Annotated in this window: 23 protein-coding genes and 1 pseudogene; 11 read left to right on the top strand and 13 right to left on the bottom strand. The window is 66.2% G+C overall.

Annotation, left to right across the window (positions count from 1 at the left end):
- Both AC5Y6Y_RS11760 and AC5Y6Y_RS11755 read left to right on the top strand, forming a co-directional pair.
- Positions 1-1,209, top strand: a complete 1,209-nt coding sequence (locus AC5Y6Y_RS11760) for a thiolase family protein (protein WP_473138801.1) — start codon at positions 1-3, stop codon at positions 1,207-1,209.
- A gap of 15 nt (positions 1,210-1,224) precedes the next feature.
- Positions 1,225-1,630, top strand: a pseudogene (locus AC5Y6Y_RS11755) (Zn-ribbon domain-containing OB-fold protein).
- Between the two features lie 89 nt (positions 1,631-1,719).
- On the opposite strand, the gene AC5Y6Y_RS11750 reads toward AC5Y6Y_RS11755, so the two are convergent.
- On the bottom strand, positions 1,720-2,697 hold the full coding sequence (locus tag AC5Y6Y_RS11750) for a LacI family DNA-binding transcriptional regulator (protein WP_473138802.1): 978 nt from the start codon (positions 2,695-2,697) through the stop codon (positions 1,720-1,722).
- Between the two features lie 495 nt (positions 2,698-3,192).
- On the opposite strand from AC5Y6Y_RS11750, the gene AC5Y6Y_RS11745 reads away from it, so the two are divergent.
- Both AC5Y6Y_RS11745 and AC5Y6Y_RS11740 read left to right on the top strand, forming a co-directional pair.
- Positions 3,193-4,350, top strand: coding sequence for a thiolase family protein (locus AC5Y6Y_RS11745; protein ID WP_473138803.1), 1,158 nt, complete (start codon positions 3,193-3,195; stop codon positions 4,348-4,350).
- Positions 4,347-4,760 carry a Zn-ribbon domain-containing OB-fold protein gene (locus AC5Y6Y_RS11740; RefSeq protein WP_473138804.1) on the top strand — a complete coding sequence of 138 codons (414 nt, stop codon included), beginning with the start codon at positions 4,347-4,349 and terminating at the stop codon, positions 4,758-4,760. The genes AC5Y6Y_RS11745 and AC5Y6Y_RS11740 overlap by 4 nt, the downstream gene beginning before the upstream one ends.
- Before the next feature lie 132 nt (positions 4,761-4,892).
- On the opposite strand, the gene AC5Y6Y_RS11735 is transcribed toward AC5Y6Y_RS11740, so the two are convergent.
- Positions 4,893-5,723, bottom strand: a complete 831-nt coding sequence (locus AC5Y6Y_RS11735) for an alpha/beta fold hydrolase (RefSeq protein WP_473138805.1) — start codon at positions 5,721-5,723, stop codon at positions 4,893-4,895.
- 64 nt (positions 5,724-5,787) lie between these two features.
- Here AC5Y6Y_RS11735 and AC5Y6Y_RS11730 point away from each other — a divergent pair, with 64 nt between their 5' ends.
- Positions 5,788-6,393, top strand: a complete 606-nt coding sequence (locus AC5Y6Y_RS11730) for a TetR/AcrR family transcriptional regulator (RefSeq protein ID WP_473138806.1) — start codon at positions 5,788-5,790, stop codon at positions 6,391-6,393.
- 19 nt (positions 6,394-6,412) lie between these two features.
- Here the strand turns inward: AC5Y6Y_RS11730 and AC5Y6Y_RS11725 are convergent, their stop codons facing one another.
- From AC5Y6Y_RS11725 to AC5Y6Y_RS11705, 5 genes are all read right to left on the bottom strand, one after another.
- Entirely contained in the window at positions 6,413-6,982 is a 570-nt protein-coding gene (locus tag AC5Y6Y_RS11725; RefSeq protein WP_473138807.1) for a DUF3558 domain-containing protein, read from the bottom strand.
- A gap of 552 nt (positions 6,983-7,534) precedes the next feature.
- The gene (locus AC5Y6Y_RS11720; protein ID WP_473138938.1) at positions 7,535-8,344 is read right to left on the bottom strand and encodes a polysaccharide deacetylase family protein; all 810 of its coding nucleotides are present in this window, start codon (positions 8,342-8,344) and stop codon (positions 7,535-7,537) included.
- Positions 8,345-8,520: 176 nt separating this feature from the next.
- The gene (locus tag AC5Y6Y_RS11715; RefSeq protein WP_463827833.1) at positions 8,521-9,291 is read right to left on the bottom strand and encodes an SDR family NAD(P)-dependent oxidoreductase; all 771 of its coding nucleotides are present in this window, start codon (positions 9,289-9,291) and stop codon (positions 8,521-8,523) included.
- Positions 9,291-10,112: a mycofactocin-coupled SDR family oxidoreductase gene (locus tag AC5Y6Y_RS11710; RefSeq protein ID WP_473138808.1), complete on the bottom strand. Its 822-nt coding sequence runs from the start codon at positions 10,110-10,112 to the stop codon at positions 9,291-9,293. The genes AC5Y6Y_RS11715 and AC5Y6Y_RS11710 overlap by 1 nt, the downstream gene beginning before the upstream one ends.
- Before the next feature lie 8 nt (positions 10,113-10,120).
- On the bottom strand, positions 10,121-10,996 hold the full coding sequence (locus tag AC5Y6Y_RS11705) for an SDR family NAD(P)-dependent oxidoreductase (protein WP_473138809.1): 876 nt from the start codon (positions 10,994-10,996) through the stop codon (positions 10,121-10,123).
- Between the two features lie 153 nt (positions 10,997-11,149).
- Between AC5Y6Y_RS11705 and AC5Y6Y_RS11700 the strand changes: the two genes are divergently transcribed.
- Entirely contained in the window at positions 11,150-12,136 is a 987-nt protein-coding gene (locus AC5Y6Y_RS11700; RefSeq protein WP_473138810.1) for a LysR family transcriptional regulator, read from the top strand.
- On the top strand, positions 12,133-12,600 hold the full coding sequence (locus AC5Y6Y_RS11695; protein WP_463827837.1) for an SRPBCC family protein: 468 nt from the start codon (positions 12,133-12,135) through the stop codon (positions 12,598-12,600). The genes AC5Y6Y_RS11700 and AC5Y6Y_RS11695 overlap by 4 nt, the downstream gene beginning before the upstream one ends.
- Before the next feature lie 90 nt (positions 12,601-12,690).
- Here the strand turns inward: AC5Y6Y_RS11695 and AC5Y6Y_RS11690 are convergent, their stop codons facing one another.
- Positions 12,691-13,416, bottom strand: a complete 726-nt coding sequence (locus AC5Y6Y_RS11690) for a cutinase family protein (RefSeq protein WP_463827838.1) — start codon at positions 13,414-13,416, stop codon at positions 12,691-12,693.
- A gap of 143 nt (positions 13,417-13,559) precedes the next feature.
- Positions 13,560-14,195: a TetR/AcrR family transcriptional regulator gene (locus AC5Y6Y_RS11685; RefSeq protein ID WP_463827839.1), complete on the bottom strand. Its 636-nt coding sequence runs from the start codon at positions 14,193-14,195 to the stop codon at positions 13,560-13,562.
- 117 nt (positions 14,196-14,312) lie between these two features.
- Between AC5Y6Y_RS11685 and AC5Y6Y_RS11680 the strand changes: the two genes are divergently transcribed.
- A complete protein-coding gene (locus tag AC5Y6Y_RS11680) occupies positions 14,313-14,951 on the top strand; it encodes a TetR/AcrR family transcriptional regulator (protein WP_473138811.1) in 639 nt (212 codons plus the stop codon).
- Between the two features lie 168 nt (positions 14,952-15,119).
- Positions 15,120-16,733 (top strand): PE domain-containing protein, encoded by a 1,614-nt coding sequence (locus AC5Y6Y_RS11675; protein WP_473138812.1) that lies wholly within the window; start codon positions 15,120-15,122, stop codon positions 16,731-16,733.
- Between the two features lie 17 nt (positions 16,734-16,750).
- Here the strand turns inward: AC5Y6Y_RS11675 and AC5Y6Y_RS11670 are convergent, their stop codons facing one another.
- The gene (locus AC5Y6Y_RS11670) at positions 16,751-17,572 is read right to left on the bottom strand and encodes an SDR family oxidoreductase (protein ID WP_473138813.1); all 822 of its coding nucleotides are present in this window, start codon (positions 17,570-17,572) and stop codon (positions 16,751-16,753) included.
- Positions 17,573-17,649: 77 nt separating this feature from the next.
- Here AC5Y6Y_RS11670 and AC5Y6Y_RS11665 point away from each other — a divergent pair, with 77 nt between their 5' ends.
- Positions 17,650-18,285, top strand: a complete 636-nt coding sequence (locus AC5Y6Y_RS11665; RefSeq protein ID WP_473138814.1) for a class I SAM-dependent methyltransferase — start codon at positions 17,650-17,652, stop codon at positions 18,283-18,285.
- Here AC5Y6Y_RS11665 and AC5Y6Y_RS11660 read toward each other — a convergent pair.
- Genes AC5Y6Y_RS11660 through AC5Y6Y_RS11650 form a run of 3 tightly spaced genes read right to left on the bottom strand, consistent with a single transcriptional unit; the run spans position 18,233 to position 20,510 of the window.
- Positions 18,233-19,054: an SDR family NAD(P)-dependent oxidoreductase gene (locus tag AC5Y6Y_RS11660; protein ID WP_473138815.1), complete on the bottom strand. Its 822-nt coding sequence runs from the start codon at positions 19,052-19,054 to the stop codon at positions 18,233-18,235. The genes AC5Y6Y_RS11665 and AC5Y6Y_RS11660 overlap by 53 nt on opposite strands.
- Positions 19,055-19,062: 8 nt before the next feature.
- Complete coding sequence (locus tag AC5Y6Y_RS11655; protein WP_499930094.1) at positions 19,063-19,470, bottom strand: nuclear transport factor 2 family protein; 408 nt, start codon at positions 19,468-19,470, stop codon at positions 19,063-19,065.
- Positions 19,467-20,510, bottom strand: a complete 1,044-nt coding sequence (locus AC5Y6Y_RS11650) for a zinc-binding dehydrogenase (protein WP_473138939.1) — start codon at positions 20,508-20,510, stop codon at positions 19,467-19,469. The genes AC5Y6Y_RS11655 and AC5Y6Y_RS11650 overlap by 4 nt, the downstream gene beginning before the upstream one ends.
- A gap of 245 nt (positions 20,511-20,755) precedes the next feature.
- Here AC5Y6Y_RS11650 and AC5Y6Y_RS11645 point away from each other — a divergent pair, with 245 nt between their 5' ends.
- A complete protein-coding gene (locus tag AC5Y6Y_RS11645; protein WP_463828015.1) occupies positions 20,756-21,529 on the top strand; it encodes a DUF2127 domain-containing protein in 774 nt (257 codons plus the stop codon).
- Positions 21,530-21,581 lie beyond the last annotated feature (52 nt).

Below are 21,581 nucleotides of genomic sequence, written 5' to 3'. Positions count from 1 at the left end.
ATGGGATTACGCGGAGAAGCCGCAATAGTCGGCTACGTCGAGCTGCCACCCGAGCGCCTCAACAAAGCGGCACCGGCGCCGTTCGTCATCGAGCAGTGGGCAGAACTGGCCGCGGCAGCACTCGAGGACGCGGGATTGTCCGGTGATGTAGTCAACGGCATCGTGACGTCCCACCTTGCCGAGTCACAGATCTTCGTCCCGTCCACCATCGCCGAATACCTCGGAATGCCGGCCCGATTCGCCGAACTGGTGGATCTCGGCGGAGCCAGCGCCGCCGCCATGGTGTGGCGGGCCGCCGCGGCGATCGAGCTCGGAATCTGTGACGCGGTGCTGTGTGCCCTGCCGGCCCGCTACATCACGCCGTCGTCGAAGCAGAAGCCCAGGCCGCTGGTGGATGCCATGTTCTTCGGCTCGTCGAGCAACCAATACGGTTCTCCGCAAGCCGAATTCGAGATTCCCTACGGCAACCTGGGTCAGAATGGCCCGTACGGCCAGGTAGCGCAACGCTACGCCGCGGTCTACGGCTACGACGAGCGCGCTATGGCCAAGATCGTGGTCGACCAGCGGGTCAACGCCAACCACACCGACGGTGCGATCTGGAAAGACAAATTACTGTCGGTCGACGATGTGCTGGCCAGTCCGGTCATCGCCGACCCGCTGCACATGCTCGAGATCGTGATGCCCTGCGTCGGCGGCGCTGCCGTCGTCGTCGCCAACGCCGACATCGCGAAGCGGGCCCGTAACCGTCCGGTGTGGGTCAGGGGGTTCGGTGAGAACGTGCCGTTCAAGACACCCACCTATGCCGAGGATCTGCTGCAGACACCGATGCTCGAGGCCGCCGACACTGCATTCGGAATGACCGGCTTGACCCGGGACCAGATGGACATGGTCTCGATCTACGACTGCTACACCATCACCGTGATGCTGTCCCTGGAGGACGCGGGCTTCTGCCCGAAGGGCAAGGGCCTGGAATTCGTTGCCGGCCACGACCTGACCTTCCGCGGTGACTTCCCGCTGAACACCGCCGGCGGCCAACTCGGGTTCGGTCAGGCCGGATTGGCCGGGGGCATGCATCATGTCTGCGACGCCACCCGGCAGATCATGGGGCGTGCGGGTGCGGCGCAGGTCAGCGACTGCAACCGGGCCTTCGTGTCGGGGAACGGCGGAATCCTGTCCGAACAGACCGCGCTGGTCCTCGAAGGCGATTGAGCAGCAGGAGGATTCATGGCGATCAGCTTCGACCGACCGATGCCGGTCAAGACGCCCACCACCGCGCCGTTCTGGGATGCGCTGGCCGAACACCGGGTGGTGATCCAGTACTCGCCGTCGTCGCAGGCCTATGTGTTCTACCCGCGGGTGCGCGCGCCCCGCACCCTGGCCGACGACCTGGAATGGCGCGAGATCTCCGGTATGGGCACGCTGTACTCGTTCACGGTGGCGCGCCGGCCCGCACTTCGCCGACGCGGTGCCACAACTGCTGGCCATCGTCGAATGGGACGAGGGCCCAAGGTTTTCCACCGAGATGGTCAACGTCGAGCCGGGTGACCTCGAAATCGGAATGCGGGTGCGTCCGGTGTTCTTCGACTATCCCGAGCACGACGTGACCATGTTGCGCTACGAACCTGCCTGAGCGCGATCGGTACTCCTCCTCGGGTATCAGCCGCACGTCATCGCGAGTGATGCGCTTAACCACGGACGTTCGGTCAGCAGGCGGGCACGTCAGGTCGAGGAGCGCACGATCAGACGCGCGATGTCGGTGATATCCGGCGACGGCGGCGGCGGGTAGCCCAGCCGTTCGTAAACCGCGGCGATCGCGGCGTCGGCAACCGCGTTCGGGTCGAACTGCACGGTGGTCAGCGGCGGGGTGCTCACCATGCCCATGGTGCTGGCGTCCACGCCCATCACGGCCAGGTCCCCGGGGCAGCGCATACCCGCCAGGTGTATCCCGTACAGCACCAGGCAGGCGACTTCGTCGCTCTGCGCGCACACCGCGGTGACGCCGTCGCGCACCCACGTGGTGACGACGTCGGCGGCGTTGGCGACGGTAATTTCGGCGACGGGCACCGGCGGGAGGTCGCGTACCTGTGTCGCGCGGACGACACCTTCGAGCCAGTACTCGCCCAGCGCCCGCCACTTCGCGATTCCCGTATTGGCGAACGCGATCTGTCGGTGGCCCCGCGACACCAGATGGGCGACCCGCATCTCGCCGACCGCGAGGTGGGGATCACCCAGCGCCGGCAGGGTCCCGATTTCGACCAGCGGAATGGCCGCCTCGCTCACCGCCCCGGCGGCGGCTTCGCTGAGAGGGAACAGGCTGGTCACCGCGACCGGATCGAGATTGGCGATCGCATCGACGACGTGGTGGTCGTCTTCGGTCTCGAAGATCTGCACTTGCAACAGACCCAGTCGCGCGAGCTCGGTGGTCATCCGGCTGCCGGCCTGCATCGGCATGTCGCCCACCGCCACGTGTGGCACCACATACAGCACCACTCCGCTCTTGCCGCGGGCAAGATTGCGCGCGGCCAGATTGGGCCGGTAGCCGAGTAGTTTGGCGGCCCGATTGACCGCGTCCCGGGTCTGGGCCGATATTCGGCGGCCCTCGGCGTTGTTGAGCACATAACTGACCGTCGCGGTCGACACGTCCGCCAGCCGAGCCACGTCAGCGGTGGTGGGTCGCACACTTTTGTCCGTGCTCACGCGTCACCTTCCCGGGCTGCTCCTGCCACATGGTGGCACGGGGTGTCCACGCCAGCGCACCCTCCCGCGGATATCCGGTCTGTTGGCAGACTAATAGCATCAGAATCGAGCGTGTCCGTCCGAGCGACCTGGTGAGAGGAATGACCCTAGAACTTGCCAGCTGACCTGGTTTTTCGCCGCCAAGCCGAGACGCTGGATCGGCAGGGTGTCACCGCTCTACGGCCAGCACATGGAGGAAGTGCTGCGGGATGTATTGCATTGCACCCCAGAGAAGTTGCTGGATCTCTCCCGGTCGGGCGTCAGCGCCACAGGACCGGCAGGGCTGTGGCATGGCCGTCACCCTGGGTGTGCCGCCTCGCTGCGGTGACTTGTGCGCACCGGTGCGGTTCCTGCTGCGGCAGGATTCGGTGGTGATGGAATTGACTGCGCGCCATCGCATTACCGGCGTCGAGAGTCGTCGCTGATGAAAACTGACGGCATCAGAGTGGAGTGGGATTGAGCGCACACCGCACCGCGGCCATCGTCGGGGTGTTCAACACCGCGCAGGGCCGCCGGCTGGAAGGTGAGACCTCACGAAGTCTGGCCATTACTGCGATCCGAGGAGCCCTCGCCGACGCCGGTCTGAGCCTGCACGACGTGGACGGCATCAGCGCGGGTCCACAGTCCACCGCACTGATCTATGACCTGCGGCTCGGACCGGCGTGGCAAGGCTTGGGCTTCGGGGTCGGCATGATCACCGAGGCGGCCACTGCTATCGAACACGGCATGGCCGACGTGGTGGTGCTGGTCGCCGCCCAGGCCGGTGAGTATCGCGACCACGAAGCCACCGCGCCCTGGACGCGACCGGAGAACGAATTCGTAGCGCCGTGGGGCATGTTCACGGCCGCGGAATTCGCGCTGATCGCGCGTCGGCACATGCACGTCTACGGCACCACCCGCGAGCAGCTGTCCATCGTGGCGGCCACCATCCGCAACAACGGATCGCGCAACCCGAAAGCCGTGTATCACCAACGTGGTCCGTTCACCCCGGACGACATCACCGCGTCCAGGCTGATCGCCGATCCCTTCCACCTTCTCGATTGCGCCACCACGTCCGAGGGTGGCTGTGCGCTGGTACTGGCGAACCTCGCCAAGGTCGACCCGCGCAACCGTGCGGTCTACATCTTGGGCAGTGGCGCAGACTTTCACGGGCCGTCCTATCAGCATCCGCCGGCGTGGGACCTGGTCGGCCGCCGCGGCGATCACGTCAACGGCGTGGTGGGCCGGCGGGCTGCCGACCGTGCCTTCGCGCACGCGGGTCTGCGCCGCGACGACGTCGACGTGCTGGAGCTCTACGACCCGTTCTCGTTCGAGATCATCCGCCAGTTGGAGGCGTTCGGGTTCTGCCCACCCGGTGAAGGCGGGCCGTTCGTCACCGACGGTCACATCGCGATCGGCGGCAGTCACCCGATCACCACGGACGGAGGAACCATGTCGTTCAGTCACGCGGGAGCCAACCCGCAGATGATGCAGCGCGCCGTGCGGGCCGTGCAGCAACTGCGCGGCGAGGCGGGTGAACTGCAGGTGCCGGACGCGCGTATTGCGTTGTGCAGCAACGGGGGAGCGGGTGCGATGTTCACCACAGTGCTGCTACTGGGGGACGAACCGCGATGAATCTATTGCCGCAGACCGGCCCGTTGCCGCACGCCGGCAGTCACCTCAGCGTGCCGTTCTGGGCGGGATGCCGTCGTCACGAACTGTGCTACCAACGCTGCGGACAGTGTGGCCTGGCCAACTTCCCACCGACCGAGCACTGTCGCCATTGCCTGTCGGCCGAGCTGCGGTGGACACGGGGCGGTGGCGTCGGCGAAATCTACAGTTGGACCGTCGTGCACAGGCCGGTCACCGCGGAATTCGAACCGCCTTATGCGCCGGCAATTGTCACCTTGGACGAGGGTTATCAGCTGCTGACCAACATCGTCGGCGTGGCCGCCGACGCACTGCGGATCGGGATGCGGGTGCGTGTGCAATTCCACGCGGTCGACTCCGAGGTCACGCTGCCGTACTTCACCGGATCGCCGTGAGTCCCGCTCGCACCGCCAACGGCCTGCCGATCACCGCCTACCTGGTGCTGGGGTGCTGGCCGCCACTGACGATCAGCTCCGTCGCCGCATGGCCCGGCCGGGTGAGCGCCCAGCGTGGCTGGACCGCTCGTGCTACGCAGGCACCGCGACCGTAGCCAACAGCTCGGCGAGACGCGCGGGTTGATCGACCATCGAATAGGTGCGGGCCCCTTCGATGACCTCGAGCCGGGCATTCGGAATCGTCGAGGCGAGTCGTCGGCCGTCTTCGAGGTCGAAGAACTTGTCGTCGCCCGACCATGCGATGAGGGCAGGTTTGCCGAATTCGGGTAACCGTGCGGCGACCCCGGTGGTGATCTCGGGGCGCAGCGACAGCGAGAGCTGGCGCAGGTTCTCCGCGATCGCGAGGTCGGACAGTGCTGGGCGCACCCACACCGCGGTGAGATCGTCAATGTCGTTGTGGGCCAAACCCGCATAGGCGCGCCGGCGCGCGACGGGCGCTCGCATGGTCTGAATGGCGGTGCGGAACAACGACCTGGACCTGGCGGCAAGGATCACCGGCTTGAGGATCGGCGGCGGAAAGTGTTCGAACGCATCGCAACTCGTGAGGACGAGCGCCCCCAGCCGTTCGGGATGGTGCACCGCCACCAACTGGGTGACCACCCCGCCGGTGTCATTGCCGACCAGGACCACGTCGTCGAGGTCGAGCGCCGCCAGCGTGTCGGCGACGATCCTGGCGACGCCGGTGATGGTGGCGTCGGCACCGGCGCGCAGGGCTTGGGTGTGGGCACCGAGCGGCCAGGTGGGGGCAATGCAGCGCAGTCCTTGTTCGGCGAGGCGGGTGCTGACGTCGCGCCAGAGTTCGCCGCCCATCAGGTATCCGTGCACGAACACGACGGGACGCCCGGCTGCGGGTCCGGTTGCTTCGTAATGGATGGTTCCGGCGTTAATGTCGATCGTCGGCATGGCAAGCTCCTACTCGCAATATGTTACAAACAGGCTGTCTGTTCGTAAGTTACCAACAGGGTGTATGGAAATCAAGAAGCGCACTCAGGAACAGCGTTCCGCGGCAACCCGCGCGGCGCTGGTCTCGGCTGCCCGCAAGCTGTGGGGATCGCGGGGTTACGCCGACGTCGGTACGCCGGAGATCGCCGGCGAAGCAGGCGTGACCCGAGGCGCGATGTATCACCAATTCGCCGACAAGGCAGCGCTTTTCCGCGACGTCGTCGAAGCGGTGGAGCAGGATCTGATGAATCGGATGGCCACGCTGGTTGCTGCATCGGGTGCCACCACGCCCGCCGACACGATCCGCGCCGCGGTCGACGCCTGGCTCGAGGTCTCCGGGGACCCGGAGGCGCGCCAGTTGATCCTGCTGGACGCGCCGGCTGTGCTGGGTTGGGCCGGCTTCCGTGACGTTGCCCAGCGTTACAGCCTGGGTATGACCGAGCAGTTGATCACGGCGGCCATCGATGCCGGCCAATTGCAACCGCTACCGGTTCGTCCGATGGCCACCGTGTTGATCGGCGCACTCGACGAAGCCGCCATGGCGATCGCCACGGCGGCCGACCAGAAGCGGGCGCGCGAGGAGATCAGCCAGGTGCTGCGTCTGATCATCGATGGGATGCTCGAGGGCTGACGGTCCCGGGCGGCCGCCGTCACTTCACCGCCGCGATGGTCCGGCGGGACAGCTCAGTGGCGATCTCGCACGGATCGGGAAACGGCTTCCTGGTGAACTGGATCGACCATTCGAAGAAGTCGTCGCCGAACTGGACGGCAACGTCGCACAACCGGGTGCCGAGCCGGTCGGTGCCTGCCGCGATGTAGCCGCTGTGTCCGTCGATGGTGACGTCGCTGACGGTGGAGCGGGTGAGGTCCTCGTTCTTGCGTTCACGCCCGATCGGGCTGCCGCGAAACCAGCTGAAGGAGAACCACGGCCCGTCGATGCTGCCGTGCAGCAACCACTGACAGCCCATCGGGTTGCGAGCGGTGACGACCAGGCCGGACACGTTGGTGAGTTGCGCGACGGTCTGATCGCTGACGCCACCGCATTCCGGGAAGGCCGGTCCGTGCACGGCCTGCTTCGTGGTGCGCGACGGCGATGACTGCTGGCCCCCTGGTCCCGGCGGGTGGTCCTGGCAACTGACCAGCAGGGATGTCGCGCCAACCAGACCAGCCAGGACGAGCGAACCTACGGCGCGTCGATGTCGAAACACATTCTCAGCCATCTATTGCCGGCGCTTTTCATTCGACTCGTGGACGAGAGTTCGGGTGGTGAGCCGGGTCGCAGCGGGCATTCTTGCCATTCTTGTCGATGACGCGACTCAACACCGAGTCGTGGGCTTTTTGATTCGGTCGCCCATGAGCGTGCCCTTCGCACAACTTAATCAGCCCGCAGTGACGGTGCTGTTGTCCGACAAGCTATTTGGAGATCCGATCAGGGAGACATCGATGTCACTGCGAACTGGGTGATCGCGTCCGCTGCCAACTGCGCTCCGTCGCGGCGCCGGATCGCCACCCCGAGACTGCGGGCGGCTTGCTCGTAGCGAGGGTCGTGCAGCGTTGCCGCTACGGCTTTGCGAATGCGTTGCGGGCTAGCGTGTTTGGGCAGCAAGATGCCGGCCCCAGCCTTCTGCAGTGCGGCCCCACGTGTTGTTGATCGATCAGACGATGTTGTAGCATCCGCCGCTGACCGGCATACGCACATGTGCTGAGGCTGACGAGGACAATGGACATGAAATTGTCCCCGCGACCGTGTGCGGGAGGGTGGACAGGAAAGGCTACGGCGTCTTCAGGAAAATGTCGTTGAAGGTGACGGTGCGTAGTTTTCGCTCGCGGATGATGTCGACCAGCTGCGGGTAGACGTGGGTGACCGGCAGGTGATTGAGGTGTCCGATCACAATCGACTGCGGGGTGAAGTACTGGTCGGCCATCTTCACGATGTATTCCTCGGTGATCAACGTGGAATCCGACAGCGAACCCGACCACAGCACCGGCACGGTGTATCCGAGGTCTGCCGCCACGGCGTCGACAGCCGCGTTGTGCTTGGCGTACGGCGGGCGCCAATAGGGTTTGGCGCCAACGCCATACGTCTTGCGAAGGAATTCGTCGTTGCGGCTGAGCTGCTTGGTGATCTCGCCCGGGGGGATCGAGGTGCAGTCGGGGTGCGACCAGGTGTGGTTGCCGAGCTCGATCTGACCGGATTCGACCAGCGGCCGCAACATCGCCACGTTGTCGGTCCACGAGTCGTATATGCCGTTGACGAAGAACGTCATCCGGATACCGGTGTCCTTGGCGAACTGCGTGTAGGCACGCACCACTTCGCTGTTGGTGCCGTCGTCGACCGTCAGGGCGAGCAGATCACCGGTCCCGGGCAGCTGGCTGAGCGCACCTCCGCCGGGGAGTCGGATGCGCGCACTGGGGGGCGGCGGCGGCAGCAGGCCGGCGACAGTCGGACCGGCGGGCAGTGGCATGGCAGCTGCCGGCGTCTGGGCGAACGTTCGCGGTTGCGGGTCGACCATGCAGCGGGCCAGACCCACGCTGGCCACTGCGGAGACGGCGAGCGACCCGAGAAATCGGCGTCGGTTCAGCTCAGACATTTCCCGGCCGCAATCGATCGCGTGATCCGGGCACGCCCCCACTCGGGCTGCGACCTAGGCTGACCAGCGACGACACCACAGCAGCGAACCGTACCACGGCCGGGGCGGCCGACTCGGCCGGAAACGCCGGTGTGCCGCCCGAGTGTTGTGGCAGTCACAGCAGTGGGTCACTGCCGCAGGTGTGAACCGCCGCCGATGTACCAGACCTGGCCGGTGATCCATTCCGCTTCGTCGGACAACAGGAAGCTGACCACGCCGGCGAGGTCGTCGGGTCTGCCCAGGCGGGTGGTCTTGCCGAAGGTCAGGAAGGCCTGCTGAAGTTGCTGGTCGTTCTGCCGCTCCTGGGTCTCGCCCATCACGAGGCCGGGCATGACCCCGTTGCTCCTGATGTTGTGCCGGCCCCAGTTGACCGCTACGTGGCGGGTGAGGTGATTCACCGCGGCCTTGGACGCGCCGTAGGCGACGTGCATCGGGTCGCTGCCCAATGCCGCACCCGAGGATGTGTTGACGATGCTGCCGCCGCCGGCTTCGAGCAGATGCGGTAGAACCGCTCGGATCGTGCGGACGTAGCCCAGCAGGTTGACCTCCAATGTCCGGTGCCACACGTCGAGGTCGGTGTCCAGGATCGTGGTGTCGCGTCCCAGGTTGTCCTCGGACAGGTCGGCGCCGACATTGTGCAGACCGTGCACCGCGCCGAATTCCGCGAGGGTCCGCTCGACGAAGTGGCGGGCCGACCTCTCATCGGCGAGGTCGAATTCGACGACGATGGCCGCGCCGCCCGCCTCGGTGATCTGTTCGGCGGTGGCTGTGGCCGCGTCGACGTTGATATCGCCGATCGCAACCCGCGCGCCTTCGTCGGCCAACCGTTTGGCGGTGGCCGCCCCTATCCCGGTAGCACCGCCGGCGATGCAGAAAGTCTTGCCCCGTAGTCCGCGCATCAGCAGTAACCAACCCCGATGTCGACCGAAAGTTGGCTTCCCGTCACGAATTTGGATTGATCGGAGGCCAGCCAGGCGACCGCGTCGGAGATGTCTTCTGGTTGCGCGATGCCGTCGGGCAACAACGGTTTGTGCATGCCGCGCAGGTGTGGGTAGGTGTCGGCCGCCGATTGCAGCGCCTCCCGCATCCGGCCGGTGCCCATCGGCGTGGCGACCGCTCCCGGGTTCAGACTGTTGACGCGGATGTTGTACCGGCCCAGCTCGGCGGCGAATCCGCGCGCCATGCCGACGACGGCGTGCTTGCTGGCCGTGTAGTGGATCATGAACGACTGCATCTTTATCCCCGCGGCGGAACCGATCAGGATGATCGATCCGCCACGGCCGGCGTCGATGAGGTGCTGGGCCCCGGCCATCACGGTGTTCCAGGTGCCGATCACGTTGGTGTCGATGGTGTCGCGGAATGCCTGCGCGCTGATCTGATCCCAGGGCGCGGGGCTGCAGATCCCGGCGTTGGCGACGATGATCTCCAATCGGCCGAGTTCGCGCACGGCGGAGTCGACCGCTCCGCGCAGCGCGTCCAGATCGCGTACGTCCACCTCGGCAGTGATGACCTTCCGGCCGTTGTCCTGTACCAGCCGTGCGGTCTCGGCGAGGTCGGCCGGCGTCGGCGAGTCGTACGGCACGCTGGCCGGCAAGGGTCCGGCCAGATCCACCGCAATGACGTCGGCGCCGTCGGCGCTGAGCCGTACCGCATGTGCACGGCCCTGCCCCCGTGCCGCGCCGGTGATCAACGCCACGCGTCCCGAAAGTGGTCGAGCCATGGGGTCGCTCATCCCATCCACTGCCCGCCGGCGACATCGATGGTCTGCCCGCACATGTAGTCGGCGGCCTCGGACGCCAGGAACGCGACGACGTTGGCGGCTTCCTCGGGCAATGAAGCCCGGCCGAGCTGGACCTGGTGGGTGATCGCCTCGCGAATCGCGTCGCGGCCGGCGCGCTGCCGGTCATCCTGCGGGTCCAGCAGATACTGGCGCATCTCCGCCTTGATCATGATTCCCGGCGCCACGCCCAACACGTTGACTCCCCGCGGAGCCACCTCGTGGGCCAGGTTGCGGGTGAACCCGATGACGCCCGCCTTGCAGGAGTTGTAGACCACCAGACCGCGCTGCTGGATGCGGCCGCCCACGGCTCCGATGTTGATGATCTTGCCCGACTGTTGCGGCAGCAGGTGCTGCAGCGCGGCGTGCGCGCCGTACATCATCATGGTCAAGCTGCCCAGCACGGTGTAGTCGATCTCCTGCTGGGTCTGCTTCTCAAAGGGACCGGCAGCCACCATCACCGGGTTATTCACCATGATGTCCAGCCCACCGAGCTCGCCGTAGGCCTGATCGACAGCCTGGTGCACCTGGTCCCACTGCGACATGTCGGCCTTGACCGGGACGGCGCGGACACCCCAGCGCTGTTCGACCTCCTGCGCGCGCCGCTGGACCTTCTCGAAGGTGCGACCGATCAGTGCCACATCTGCGCCGAGACCGCCGAGGCGGTGGGCAATGGCCTGGCCCAGCCCGTCACCACCAGCGCCGGTGACGAACGCCTTCTTGCCGGACAGGTCCATCAGGTCGGTAACCCGTTTACCGACGACGTGCTCCGGCAGTTGGTCCAATCCGAGTAGCTGCACCCAATCGGTCTCGACGTCCTGCGGCATTCAGACCCCACGTTCCACTCGACCAGACAGCTGCACCGGGCCGGCAACACCGGGCGGCTCACGCCGACGATATGACCGAAATGCGCAGCTCAGGTAATACCGATTCAGAAAACCAGTCATGCTCGATTTGTATGGCTGGTAGATGTGGAGGTGATGGACACTCATCGGCTCAAGTACTTCCTGCGGATAGCCGAAGAAGGTTCGATCACACGTGCCGCCACCGCCCTGGGCATCGCGCAGCCGGCCCTGAGTCGCCAGGTCCGGCTGCTCGAAGAAGATCTCGGCATCACGCTGTTCCAGCGGACGCGGCGAGGTGTGGTGCTGACCGAGGAGGGCGAGCGGCTGCGGGCGTCGACCGCCGCGCCGCTGCGTCAGTTGGAACTCGCCGTGCAGTACGCCGGGTCCCCGCTGGCGCGGATCGAGCGTGGCCTGCTGCTCGGCGTGGTGCCTACCGCCGCCGGCGTGCTGGCGGCTCCGCTGTCGGGCGGTCTTGCCGCGGCGTTTCCCAACGTCCACATCCACCTGGCGGTCGCCGACACCGACGATCTGGTGCAGCGGATGCTCCATGGCGCGATCGACCTCGCGGTGATCAATCCGGTGCCCGACGACCGGCTGTTCTTCCGTCCACTGCTGGTCGAAGAGCTGGTGCTGGTGGGCGGTCCCGCATCCGGGTTGGCACCGGACGTCCCGGTCCGGTTCACCGAACTGGCCACTATGCCGCTGGTGTTGCCCGGTGCGCCCACCGGGATCCGCAACACCTTGGAGAACACCGCGTTGCGTCTCAAAGTCACTGTGACAGCCCGCTTTTCGACGGACTCGCCCGACGTGGCGAAGTCATTGGTCGGGGCGGGGCTGGCGCATGCGGTGTTGCCGCTGTCGGCCTGCGACGCGGAGGTGAGGGCCGGCCTGCTGCGGTATGCACCGATCTGCGAACCGGAGATCAGTCATCAGCTCGGTGTCGCGGCCACTGCTGCGCTCGAGGTGCCCCGCGAGTTCGCCGCGAAGGTCGGGGTGCTACTGCGCGACGAGGTCACGCGACTGGTCAAATCCGGCCGCTGGCCGGCGCGCGTCGTGCCGTCCGCGGCCTGGGATCCGAATTTCGCAGAGCCGCAACAATTGAGAGAAAGGGAGACACGATGACCATCAACGTCGTCGATGCCGGACCACGGCGGGTCAGTCGATCGGTGGAGGTTGCCGCCCCGGCGACCGAACTGTTCGAGATGGCAGCCGATCCCCGGCGTCACAGTGAACTCGACGGATCCGGCACGGTTCGCGACAACATCAAGACGCCGGCCAATCTTGTTGAGGGATCTAAGTTTTCGACCCATATGAAGATGCTGGGCGTGCCATACCGCATCACCAGCACGGTGACCGTGCTGGAACCGGACAAGGTGGTCGAATGGCGTCATCCGCTGGGGCACCGGTGGCGTTGGGAGTTCGAGGCACTCTCCCCGACGCTGACCCGGGTCACCGAGACTTTCGACTACCACAGCGCCGGAACGCTGAAGAACAAGCTGAAGTACTACGAGCGGATGGGCTTCGCGAAATCTAACGCGACCGGTATCGAGGCAACGCTCACCAAGCTGCGCGACCGCTACGCCTGATCGCCGCAGCACCGAGTGTGCGTCTCACGACACCTGCCCGGGGCGACGCGCCATGGTGTGAGATGGGCGGCCGGTCCCTGGTCGCAGCGACTATTCCCCGAACCCGGCCGGAGGCGGCGCCGGCGCCGGACCCGGCGCGCCGACCCGACTGGCCGCGAACGCGGCACCCTGATCGATCGCCGCCGCATCGTCGGCGTAGGAGTTGTGGGCGGCGAAGTTGACGCCTTCGGAGCAAACCGGGTCGTCGATGGCGCAGATCTTCAGCGTCTTGGCCTGGTACAGCGGTCCGATCGCCACCTGCGGCTGACCGAGGAACTCCATGGCCCGCGCATTCGGCGTCCCGAACAACACCACCGCGGCGACGTGATCAGCCACCCCGGGGTCCAGCGGTTTGGGCACCGTGGCGGGGTCGACCCCGTCGGGCACCCGGGCCGACGTGACGAAGCCCATCACGGCCGCGCCCTGGGAGAAGCCGGAGAGCACCATCTTGGTCTTCGGGCACGCACCTGCCATCGAGTTGACGTGCGCACCGGCATCCCGGACGCCATCGATCCCGGTGGCCCATTCGTCGCTGGCGGGGTAGTTGACCGAGTACACGTCCATCGACTGCGCACCGATCCGGGGCCGCAGAGAATCCACGAACGCCTGACCCGTGGCGCCCAAACCGTCTTCCCCGGTACCCCTGGCGTACACCACCTGCACATCCGGGCACGGCGGCGCCGCCGACGCGGACGGTATGACGGGCATGAATATTGCCGAACTCACCCCTGCGGCTACGGCAGCCGCGGACCCCAGAACACGCGAAATCATGGGCATTATTTTTCCCTCCTCACCGCATCCCAAACCAATGCAAGCGTAACGACGACGAGAAATTTTAGCGGCTCGACCGGTACCTAGCGAGCCGGTGGGGTGTGCCTGCACCTGCGGTAATGCTGTGTCGCGTAGCCGGCAGACTCTGGTCACCGTTCGGTCGGGATGCCAAAGAGAGTGCCTTTGAGCAATTGTTTGATCGACTCCAGGGTGGCGTCGTATGCCTGCGGCGACAGCCGCGCGGCCTGCTCGGACAGGCCTCGGGTGAGCGCGCACACGGCTTCGGTCGCGGCGGTCGTGCTGGTGCTCGGAGACAGCGTGCCGCGGCTTCGGGCGTCGTCGATGATCTCGGTGACGACGTCGCGCAGTGCCCTGGATCCCGGGTACTGCGGGCCTTCGGGACGCGACTGCGTGGTGCCCTGCGCACGGGTGGCCTGCAGAAATCCGGCCAAGGCGGGGTAGTCGCGCATCAGAGCCTTGGACTCGTCCAGTACCGCCTCGAGTCGGTCGACGATCTCGTCGGACCGGGCAGCGGCGTCGCGCAGCCGCGGCAGGACGATCTGCTCGATCTCTTCCCCGGTCGCTCGGATCAGTTCGGCCTTATTGGGGAAGTAGTGATAGAGGCTGCCGCTGGTCATGTTGGCGGCGCGGGCGATCTCGCGAATGGATGCCTGGGAGTAGCCGGTCGTGGCCACACACTTCATCGTCGCGTGGATGATTCGCCGACGGGTCTGCTCGCCGCTGGCGCCGACCGGCCGACCGAGTGGGGAAGAGCCGCCGGTCACGCCAGGTACCGCCGCGGACACCGGAAATAATTGATCGGTCGAATATATTCGACCGATGTGCCGCGTTCGGTGCAGCACCTGCGAGTGGCCGATCGGGCCGGTGAGGACACGAGACGCATGGCCCGCACGCAGCTGGGGCGTCCGGCCGGCGCCAGCGGCGAACAGACTCGGCAGCGGGTCATCCTGGCAACGATGAAGTGTGTGGCCGAGGTGGGATACTCCCGGGCGACGATCCGCCAGATCGCACAGTTGGCGCACGTGACAAGTGCCAGCCTGTACAACTATTTTCCGAACAAATCGGACTTGATCAGGGCGACCATCGCGACCCGGTCCGAAACCGCGATGCCACGGTTACGCCGCGCCGCCGCAGCCGCGGGCACCGTCGTCGACCGCATTACAGCAGTGCTCGAGGAGTGTGGAGAGCTACTGCGGGACTACCCCGACCTGGCTGCTTTCGAGTGGGCGATTCGGGCCGAGAACATCGGCAGCGATGGCGCCTCCGGTGACACGCGCCCGGGGTTCGAGTCGGTCCGCGAAATTCTCGCCGACATCGTCGGCGATGCACACCAGAACGGAGAGCTCGGGCCGGACCCCGATCCGCAGGCCGTGCTGGAGGCTGTCTACGCGCTGATCTACGGGTTGACCGAACTGGCAGCCACCCTGGCGCCGGCGGATTTCCACGATGCGCTCGGCGCGTCCAAGGTCCTGGTCGCCGGGGCACTCTTCGGCAGCAGCAGCTCTGATGCGATCAACTGATTGATTGCAGCGTCGGGCGAATCCTGGAGCGGGGCCGAACCTATTGCCCGAGATTCACGCCGCCTGAAGTGATCGACTGATCAATTGGTTTCCTGTTTCCGGCCCCTGAACGACGCGTTCCATTTACGATCAATCGATTGATTATATGAGCGGTGGACGGAGGCGGCCATGTCGTACGTGGTAACGGCACCGGAGTTGTTGTCGGCGGCAGCAACTCAACTAGGGCGCGTCGGGTTGGCCCTCGCAGTGGCGAACGCCGCCGCGGCGCTACCAACTGCCGGGATACCGGCCGCGGCCAACGATGAGGTGTCGACCACGGTGGCCGCCCTGTTCGCCGAGCATGGTCGCGAGTATCAACTCCTGAGCGCGCAGGTCGGAGCGTTCCATACCCGGTTCGTCGAGTTGCTGGGTTCGGGGGCGGGCGCGTACGCAACGGCCGAGACAAACAACGCGGCCGCACTGGCATTGGACCTGGTCAACGTACCCACCCGAACTCTGCTGGGTCGCCCGTTGGTCGGCACCGGCACGGATGGCCTGCCCGGCACTGGACAGGACGGCGGCGCGGGCGGACTGCTGTACGGCGACGGCGGCGACGGTGGCTCGGGCGCCGCCGGTCACGCGGGCGGCCGCGGTGGCAGCGCCGGATTGATCGGACGCGGTGGCGCCGGTGGTCAGGGTGGCGCGGCTGTCGATGCCATGGCTGCGGCTCCTGCCGGTGGTCGCGGCGGTGACGGCGGTTGGCTTTCCGGTGACGGTGGCGTCGGTGGCCGCGGCGGCACCGGCCAGATTCCGGGCGCGGGTGGCGCTGGCGGGTCCGGTGGGTTGCTGGGTGCTGACGGTGCCGCCGGGGCGTCGGGAGCCACAGCGACGAACCCTGGATCCCCGACCGATCCCGGCACCCCGAGCGAACCACCGCGGCCGAATGCCGTGGCGGCGGCCCGCGACGGTGACCTGGTTTCGTCGAACGGCGGAACCGTCACCGACGCCAATCTGACCGAGATCTCCGGCATCGATGCGGGCATCAACAACCCGGACGTCTACTGGGTGCACAACGATTCCGGGGACACCGCGCGCATCTTCGCGATCGACGCCAAGACCGGCCAGACGCTGGCCACCTACCAACTCAGTGGAGCAACCGCCAACGACTGGGAGGACATCGAGGTGGCCAAGGGGCCGGACGGCAAGTCCTACATCTATGTCGGCGACATCGGCGATAACGGTCAATCACGAAGCAGCGTAACCATTTACCGTGTCGAGGAGCCGATCGTCACCGGCACCGCGAACAACCCGACGAACACGACGCTGACCGGCGTCCAGCAGCAGAAACTGGTTTACCCGAACGGGCTGAAGCTCAATTCCGAAGCGCTGGCGGTCGATCCGGTCCACCACAACATGTTGCTCATCGAGAAGACTGACGGAGACGTCTCCCGGGTGTATTCGACACCGGACAGCGGGTGGAGCACCGCTGGCGCCAACCCGGCCACCAGGACACTGACACACGTTGCCACACTGAACCTTTCGGCGGCTGACGAACAACTCGTCACCAGCGCTGACTTCTCGCCGGACGGGTCGCAGTTGGCGGTGCGCACCTACGACGACGTGCTGTTATGGGACCGCAGCACCGGCAGCAGCTCCTGGTCACCGTTCAGCGAGCAACCGGTGGAGGGGCCGGTCGCGGCCGAACGGCAGGGTGAGGCGATCGCATTCCACCCCGATGGACGGGGATACGTGACCATCAGCGAGTATGCCGGTCAAACTCTGCACGAATACCACGAACGGTAGTCAGGTTCGCTGGGCTGTCAGCGGTTCCCGGCCTTGAGGGCAGCGACTACCCCGCCGTCGACCAGCAGGTCGGCGCCGGTGATGAAAGATGCCTGGGGGCCGAGCAGAAATGCGGCCGCGGCCGCGATGTCGTCGGGAGTGCCGATGCGGCCGGTGCCCGACATCGCGGTCATCGCCCGCATACCGTCACCGACCGCGGATGCCAACTCTTCCTGACCCATGGGAGTGGAGATGATGCCCGGGCTGATCGAGTTGATCCGCGCACCGCGTTCGCCCCATTGTGCGCTGGCAGCTCGGACCCGAATGAGGTTGGCCTGCTTGGCGATCGGATAGGCAAACGTGGATTCGGTGACGCTGCTGATGAATTCGAGGTCCAGCAACTCCGCGGGCGGATTGTGCGCCAACGCCTTTTCCTGGTCTGCGGTCAACGGCGGGAAGAGGTGGCCGGCCATGCTGGCGATCACCACGCCGGCCCCGCCCGGCGCGATCACTTCGCCGAATTCCTGCAGCACCAGGGCGACACCGAGCAGATCGACGGCCATCACCGCCTGTGCCGAAGCCTGTGCCGGGGACAGGCCGGCGGTGTGCGCCAACTGGGTAACGGTGCCGAGGGAGGCGGCGAAGTCGGCGAGTGCGTGCACTGACTCCGCGGCCGACACGTCGACGCGTTGGCTCTGCACCTCGTACCCATCCGCGACCAGCGCGTCGGTCACCGAGCTCAGGGTGGCGTCGTTGTTATCGGCCAGCAGTACCGTCTTGCCCGGACCGAGCCGCCGGGCGATGGCCTGACCCATGCCGCCCACGCCGACCACGACCAGCACTTCCCGGTACTGACTCATTGCATCTCCTCTGCGCACGTCCTGACTAAAACGTCCCCAGGCGAAGAATAGGGTGGTCGAGCGGTTAGGTTGGCTGCGTGTCGGCGGAACGACCGTGGAACATCAACATCCACTACGACTCTTTGGTCGATGCGACCGTCCCGCCCACCGCGCGCGAGGTGCTCGACGTCGGGTGCGGTGACGGCTTTCTGGCCGCCCGCCTGGCCGCTCGAATACCCGAGGTCACCGCGATCGACATCGACGCTCCCGTACTGGGGCGTGCCCGGGCTCGCTTTGCCGGTACTTCGGTCCGCTGGACACATGCAGACGTCATGACGGCCGATCTGCCCGGGTTCGACGCCGTGGTGTCCAACGCCGCCCTGCACCACATCGACGACACCCGAGCCGCGCTGGCAAGATTGGCGAGCCTGGTGCGACCCGGCGGAACGCTGGCCGTGGTCAGCTTCGTCAAACCTGCCCTGCGAGAAAGTTTGTGGCACCTGACCAGCTGGGTGGCCTGCGCGGTCGTCAACCAGGTCAAGGGAAAATGGGAGCACACCGCGCCGATCAAATGGCCTCCGCCGGATACGTTTTCGCAGCTGCGCACGCACGTTCGCGCGGTGCTCCCCGGAGCCCGCGTCCGCCGGCTGCTCTACGGACGGGTGCTGATCAGCTGGCAGGCTAGTGCGGAGGTGTGCCCATCGCCGCAGCGCTGGCCTGCGCCATCAGGTTGACCGCCTGGTTGCGCGTCAGCGATCCGAGCATCTGCATCGCCGCGCGCATGTCTGCACCGACGATCCAGGTCGGACCGTTCGTCAGGTTGTCGAACGCTTCGCTGATCACCTCGTCGACAGGGGCCGCGCCGGGTGGCATGTCGTCGGCCGATGTGATCTGACCGCGGCGGTATTCGAGTTCGCGCAGTGCGGGGGTGTCGGTCTTACCCAGGATGAGACCCAGGACGTCGATGCCTTTGCCGTGCAGTTCAGCCCATAACGCCTCGGCGAAGACCATGTCGAATGCCTTGGAGGCGCCGTAGGCGACCATGTTGGGTGCGCCGGCGAATCCGGCGCCCGATCCGAAGAGGACGATGCCGCCGCGCCCCCGCTCGACCATCGCCGGAGCGAAGTGGTGGCACAGCTGCATCGGCACCATGCAGTTGCGGCGCACCATCGACTCCGCGGCCTCGACCGAGTTGGCCAGGAACGGCTCGAAATTCGGGTCGGCGCCCGCGCAGTACACCAGGAAGCCGATCTCCAGATCACTGGTGGCTTCGGCGATGATGGTCGCCGCGTGCGGTTGCGCGAGATCGACTGCCAGAGTCCGCGTTTGCGCGTGAGTCGCCGAATTAATCTGTGCGGCAACCTGATCCAGCACGTCCCGGCGCCGCGCCAGCAGCACGACGTTGACCCCGCGTTGTGCCAGGCCCATGGCGAACGCGGCACCCACGCCGTCGGATGCGCCCGCGACCAATGCCCACGGGCCGTACTTCGCGGCGAAGTTCATCGGCACTCCTAGCTCACCGCGGTGATGCGCACCGACGTGAATTGGCGCTTCGATATGCGCCAGCCTTCGTTCGTGCGGACGAGCACATCGTCGTAGAAGCCGACCGCGTTGACACCACCCTGGTTGTCGGCCGCCATGATCAGGCCGTCGATGTAGGTGCGGGCCTCGGCGCGGTCACCCTCGACGGTGATCGCGATGTTGCTCAGCCGGTGCAACGTGTATCCGGCCATCGCGTGCGCCAGTTCCATGAACTCCGCGACCGCGGAAGCGCTCGTCCAGGTGCCGATCTCGCCGTAGTCCACGTCGCACTCGGCGGCGAAAACCGTGCTGAGTAGCTGCCATTGGCGCCGGTCGATGGCCGTGGCATAACGCACCAACAGCTCCGAAATATCCTGGCGGTCTTCGCGTTCAGTCATTTGACGGCTCCGTTGGGATGAACCACGATCCGGGGCGGACCATCGGATCGGCGGGCGAGGTCGAGCGCGTCGGGCACTTCGTCGAGGGTGATGACCTTGCCCACGCTGGGTAATGGGTCGAGTCGTCCCGAGACGATCGCCTCGAGCGTGCCGTACCAGTCCTGCGGATGTGGGCCGCCACCGAATTGAATGGTGACGCCTTGCCGGGTGGCAGTGGTGATGTCCAGGGTGTCGCCGGTGTACCAGCCGCCGGCGCAATAGATCCGGGTGCCGAATTCGGCGTCTTCGACGAGCCGCTGGATCAGGCCGGGGGCGCCGACACACTCGAAAATGACTGCCGGCCCGGGCAATCCGCGCTGACTGCGAATCTCGCGGAATGCGTCGAACGCCGACTGCTCGGCGGGGTCGACCACAACGTGGGCACCGAATCCGTTCCGGGCCAGTTCGCGTCGTTCGGCCTTGAAGTCGGACACGACGATCGGCTCTAGGCCGCGACTCGCCAGGGCGGCAACGGCAGACAACCCGACCGCGCCGGCACCGACGACGATCGGGACTTCACCGGGCGCGACGGCCGCCGATCGCACATAGAATTCGCCGACGGCGAAGGCATCGGTGAGCGCGATTGCGTCACTGGAGATTTCACTGTCGACAGGTTTGGCAGCTGCCTCGGAGACCACCAGCAGTTCACCGAAGCTGCCCTGCGCTTCAGGATGCTGGCCGATGATGCGCATGCCTCCGGCACCGCCGTCCACCAGGCGGACCGGCATGGCCGTTACGCGGGTGCCGAGCGCACACTGATCCGAACAGTCGGGTCCGAGCTCGATTACTTCGCCGACGAACTCGTGACCGAGCACCACGTCCCGGTCGGCGTCGTAAAGCGATCGGCCGGTGGGGTCGTTGACGCCCAATTCCGGGTGATCCATGAAGTGCACGTCGGAGGCGCAGATCGCGGTACTGAGCGTCCGCAACAACAGCTCCCCGCGGCCGGGCCGGGGGTCGGCGGTATCGCGCACTTCCAACTTGCCGCCACGCAATACCACTGCCCGCATCGCCACAGACCCTCTTCCTGAATTTTCGAACATTCGAGATACAGCCCCGAATGTTCAAGGACTCACTCTATGGAACGGGGGTTCTTGCCGTCGAGTGGTTCGATGCCGAGGAGCCGGTGGTGTCGCAAGGACGTAAAGCCGCGGCACGGATCCGCTTGCGTTGTCTGCTACCCACATTGAATGATCTGCGCATGCCGGCGTCGGACCGGTCGCACACCGGCCCCGAAGGAGCGCGCGTGACCAAAGCCAGGAACCGTGCCCTGAACCGGTGGGAGTTGATCACCTGCGCGTTCGCCGGCCACGCCACCTACGCCCCCGACGACGAGGCGCTGGCCGACCGGCTGCATGCCAAGACCAACCTTGGCGACGTGTGGCGCTGCCTACGCTGTGGTGATTTCGCGCTCGGCGAGCCGCACGGTCGCGGGCGCCCGGAGGACGCGCCGTTGATCATGCGCGGCAAGGCCCTGCGTCAAGCCATCATCATCCGTGCACTGGCCGTCGAAAGACTCGGGCGCGCTGTGATTCTGGGTCTGGCTGCGTGGGCGGTCTGGACGTTTCGCGGATCGCGCGGAGCCATTCAGGCCACCCTCGATCGCGACTTGCCGATCTTTCGCGCCGCCGGCTTCAAGGTCGATCAGATGTCGGCCATCCACGAGCTGGAAAAGGCCTTGGCGGCAAAGCCTTCCACGCTGGCGCTGATAACCTGCCTGCTCGCCGCATACGCCGTGCTGCAGATCGTGGAAGGCATCGGCCTCTGGTTGCTCAAACGTTGGGGCGAGTACTTCGCGGTGGTGGCTACGTCTGTCTTTCTGCCGCTGGAGATTCACGACCTGCTCAAGGGAGTGACCACCACCAGGGTGGCCACCCTGACCATCAACATTGCCGCCGTCCTGTACCTGGTGATCTCCAAGCGCTTGTTCGGGGCGCGGGGCGGGCGCCGCGCCTACGACGAGGAATTGCACGGCGAGCAGTTGTTGGACCTCGAACGTGCTGCGATGACCGCTTCCTGAATACCGCCGAGTGACCAAGACGACACTGACTTGACTCGAGTTTAGTCAGCGG

Source organism: Mycobacterium sp. NGS24 (genome assembly GCF_059813065.1).
Note: the sequence above shows the minus strand (reverse complement) of the source record. Positions and strands in the feature narration are given on the sequence as shown.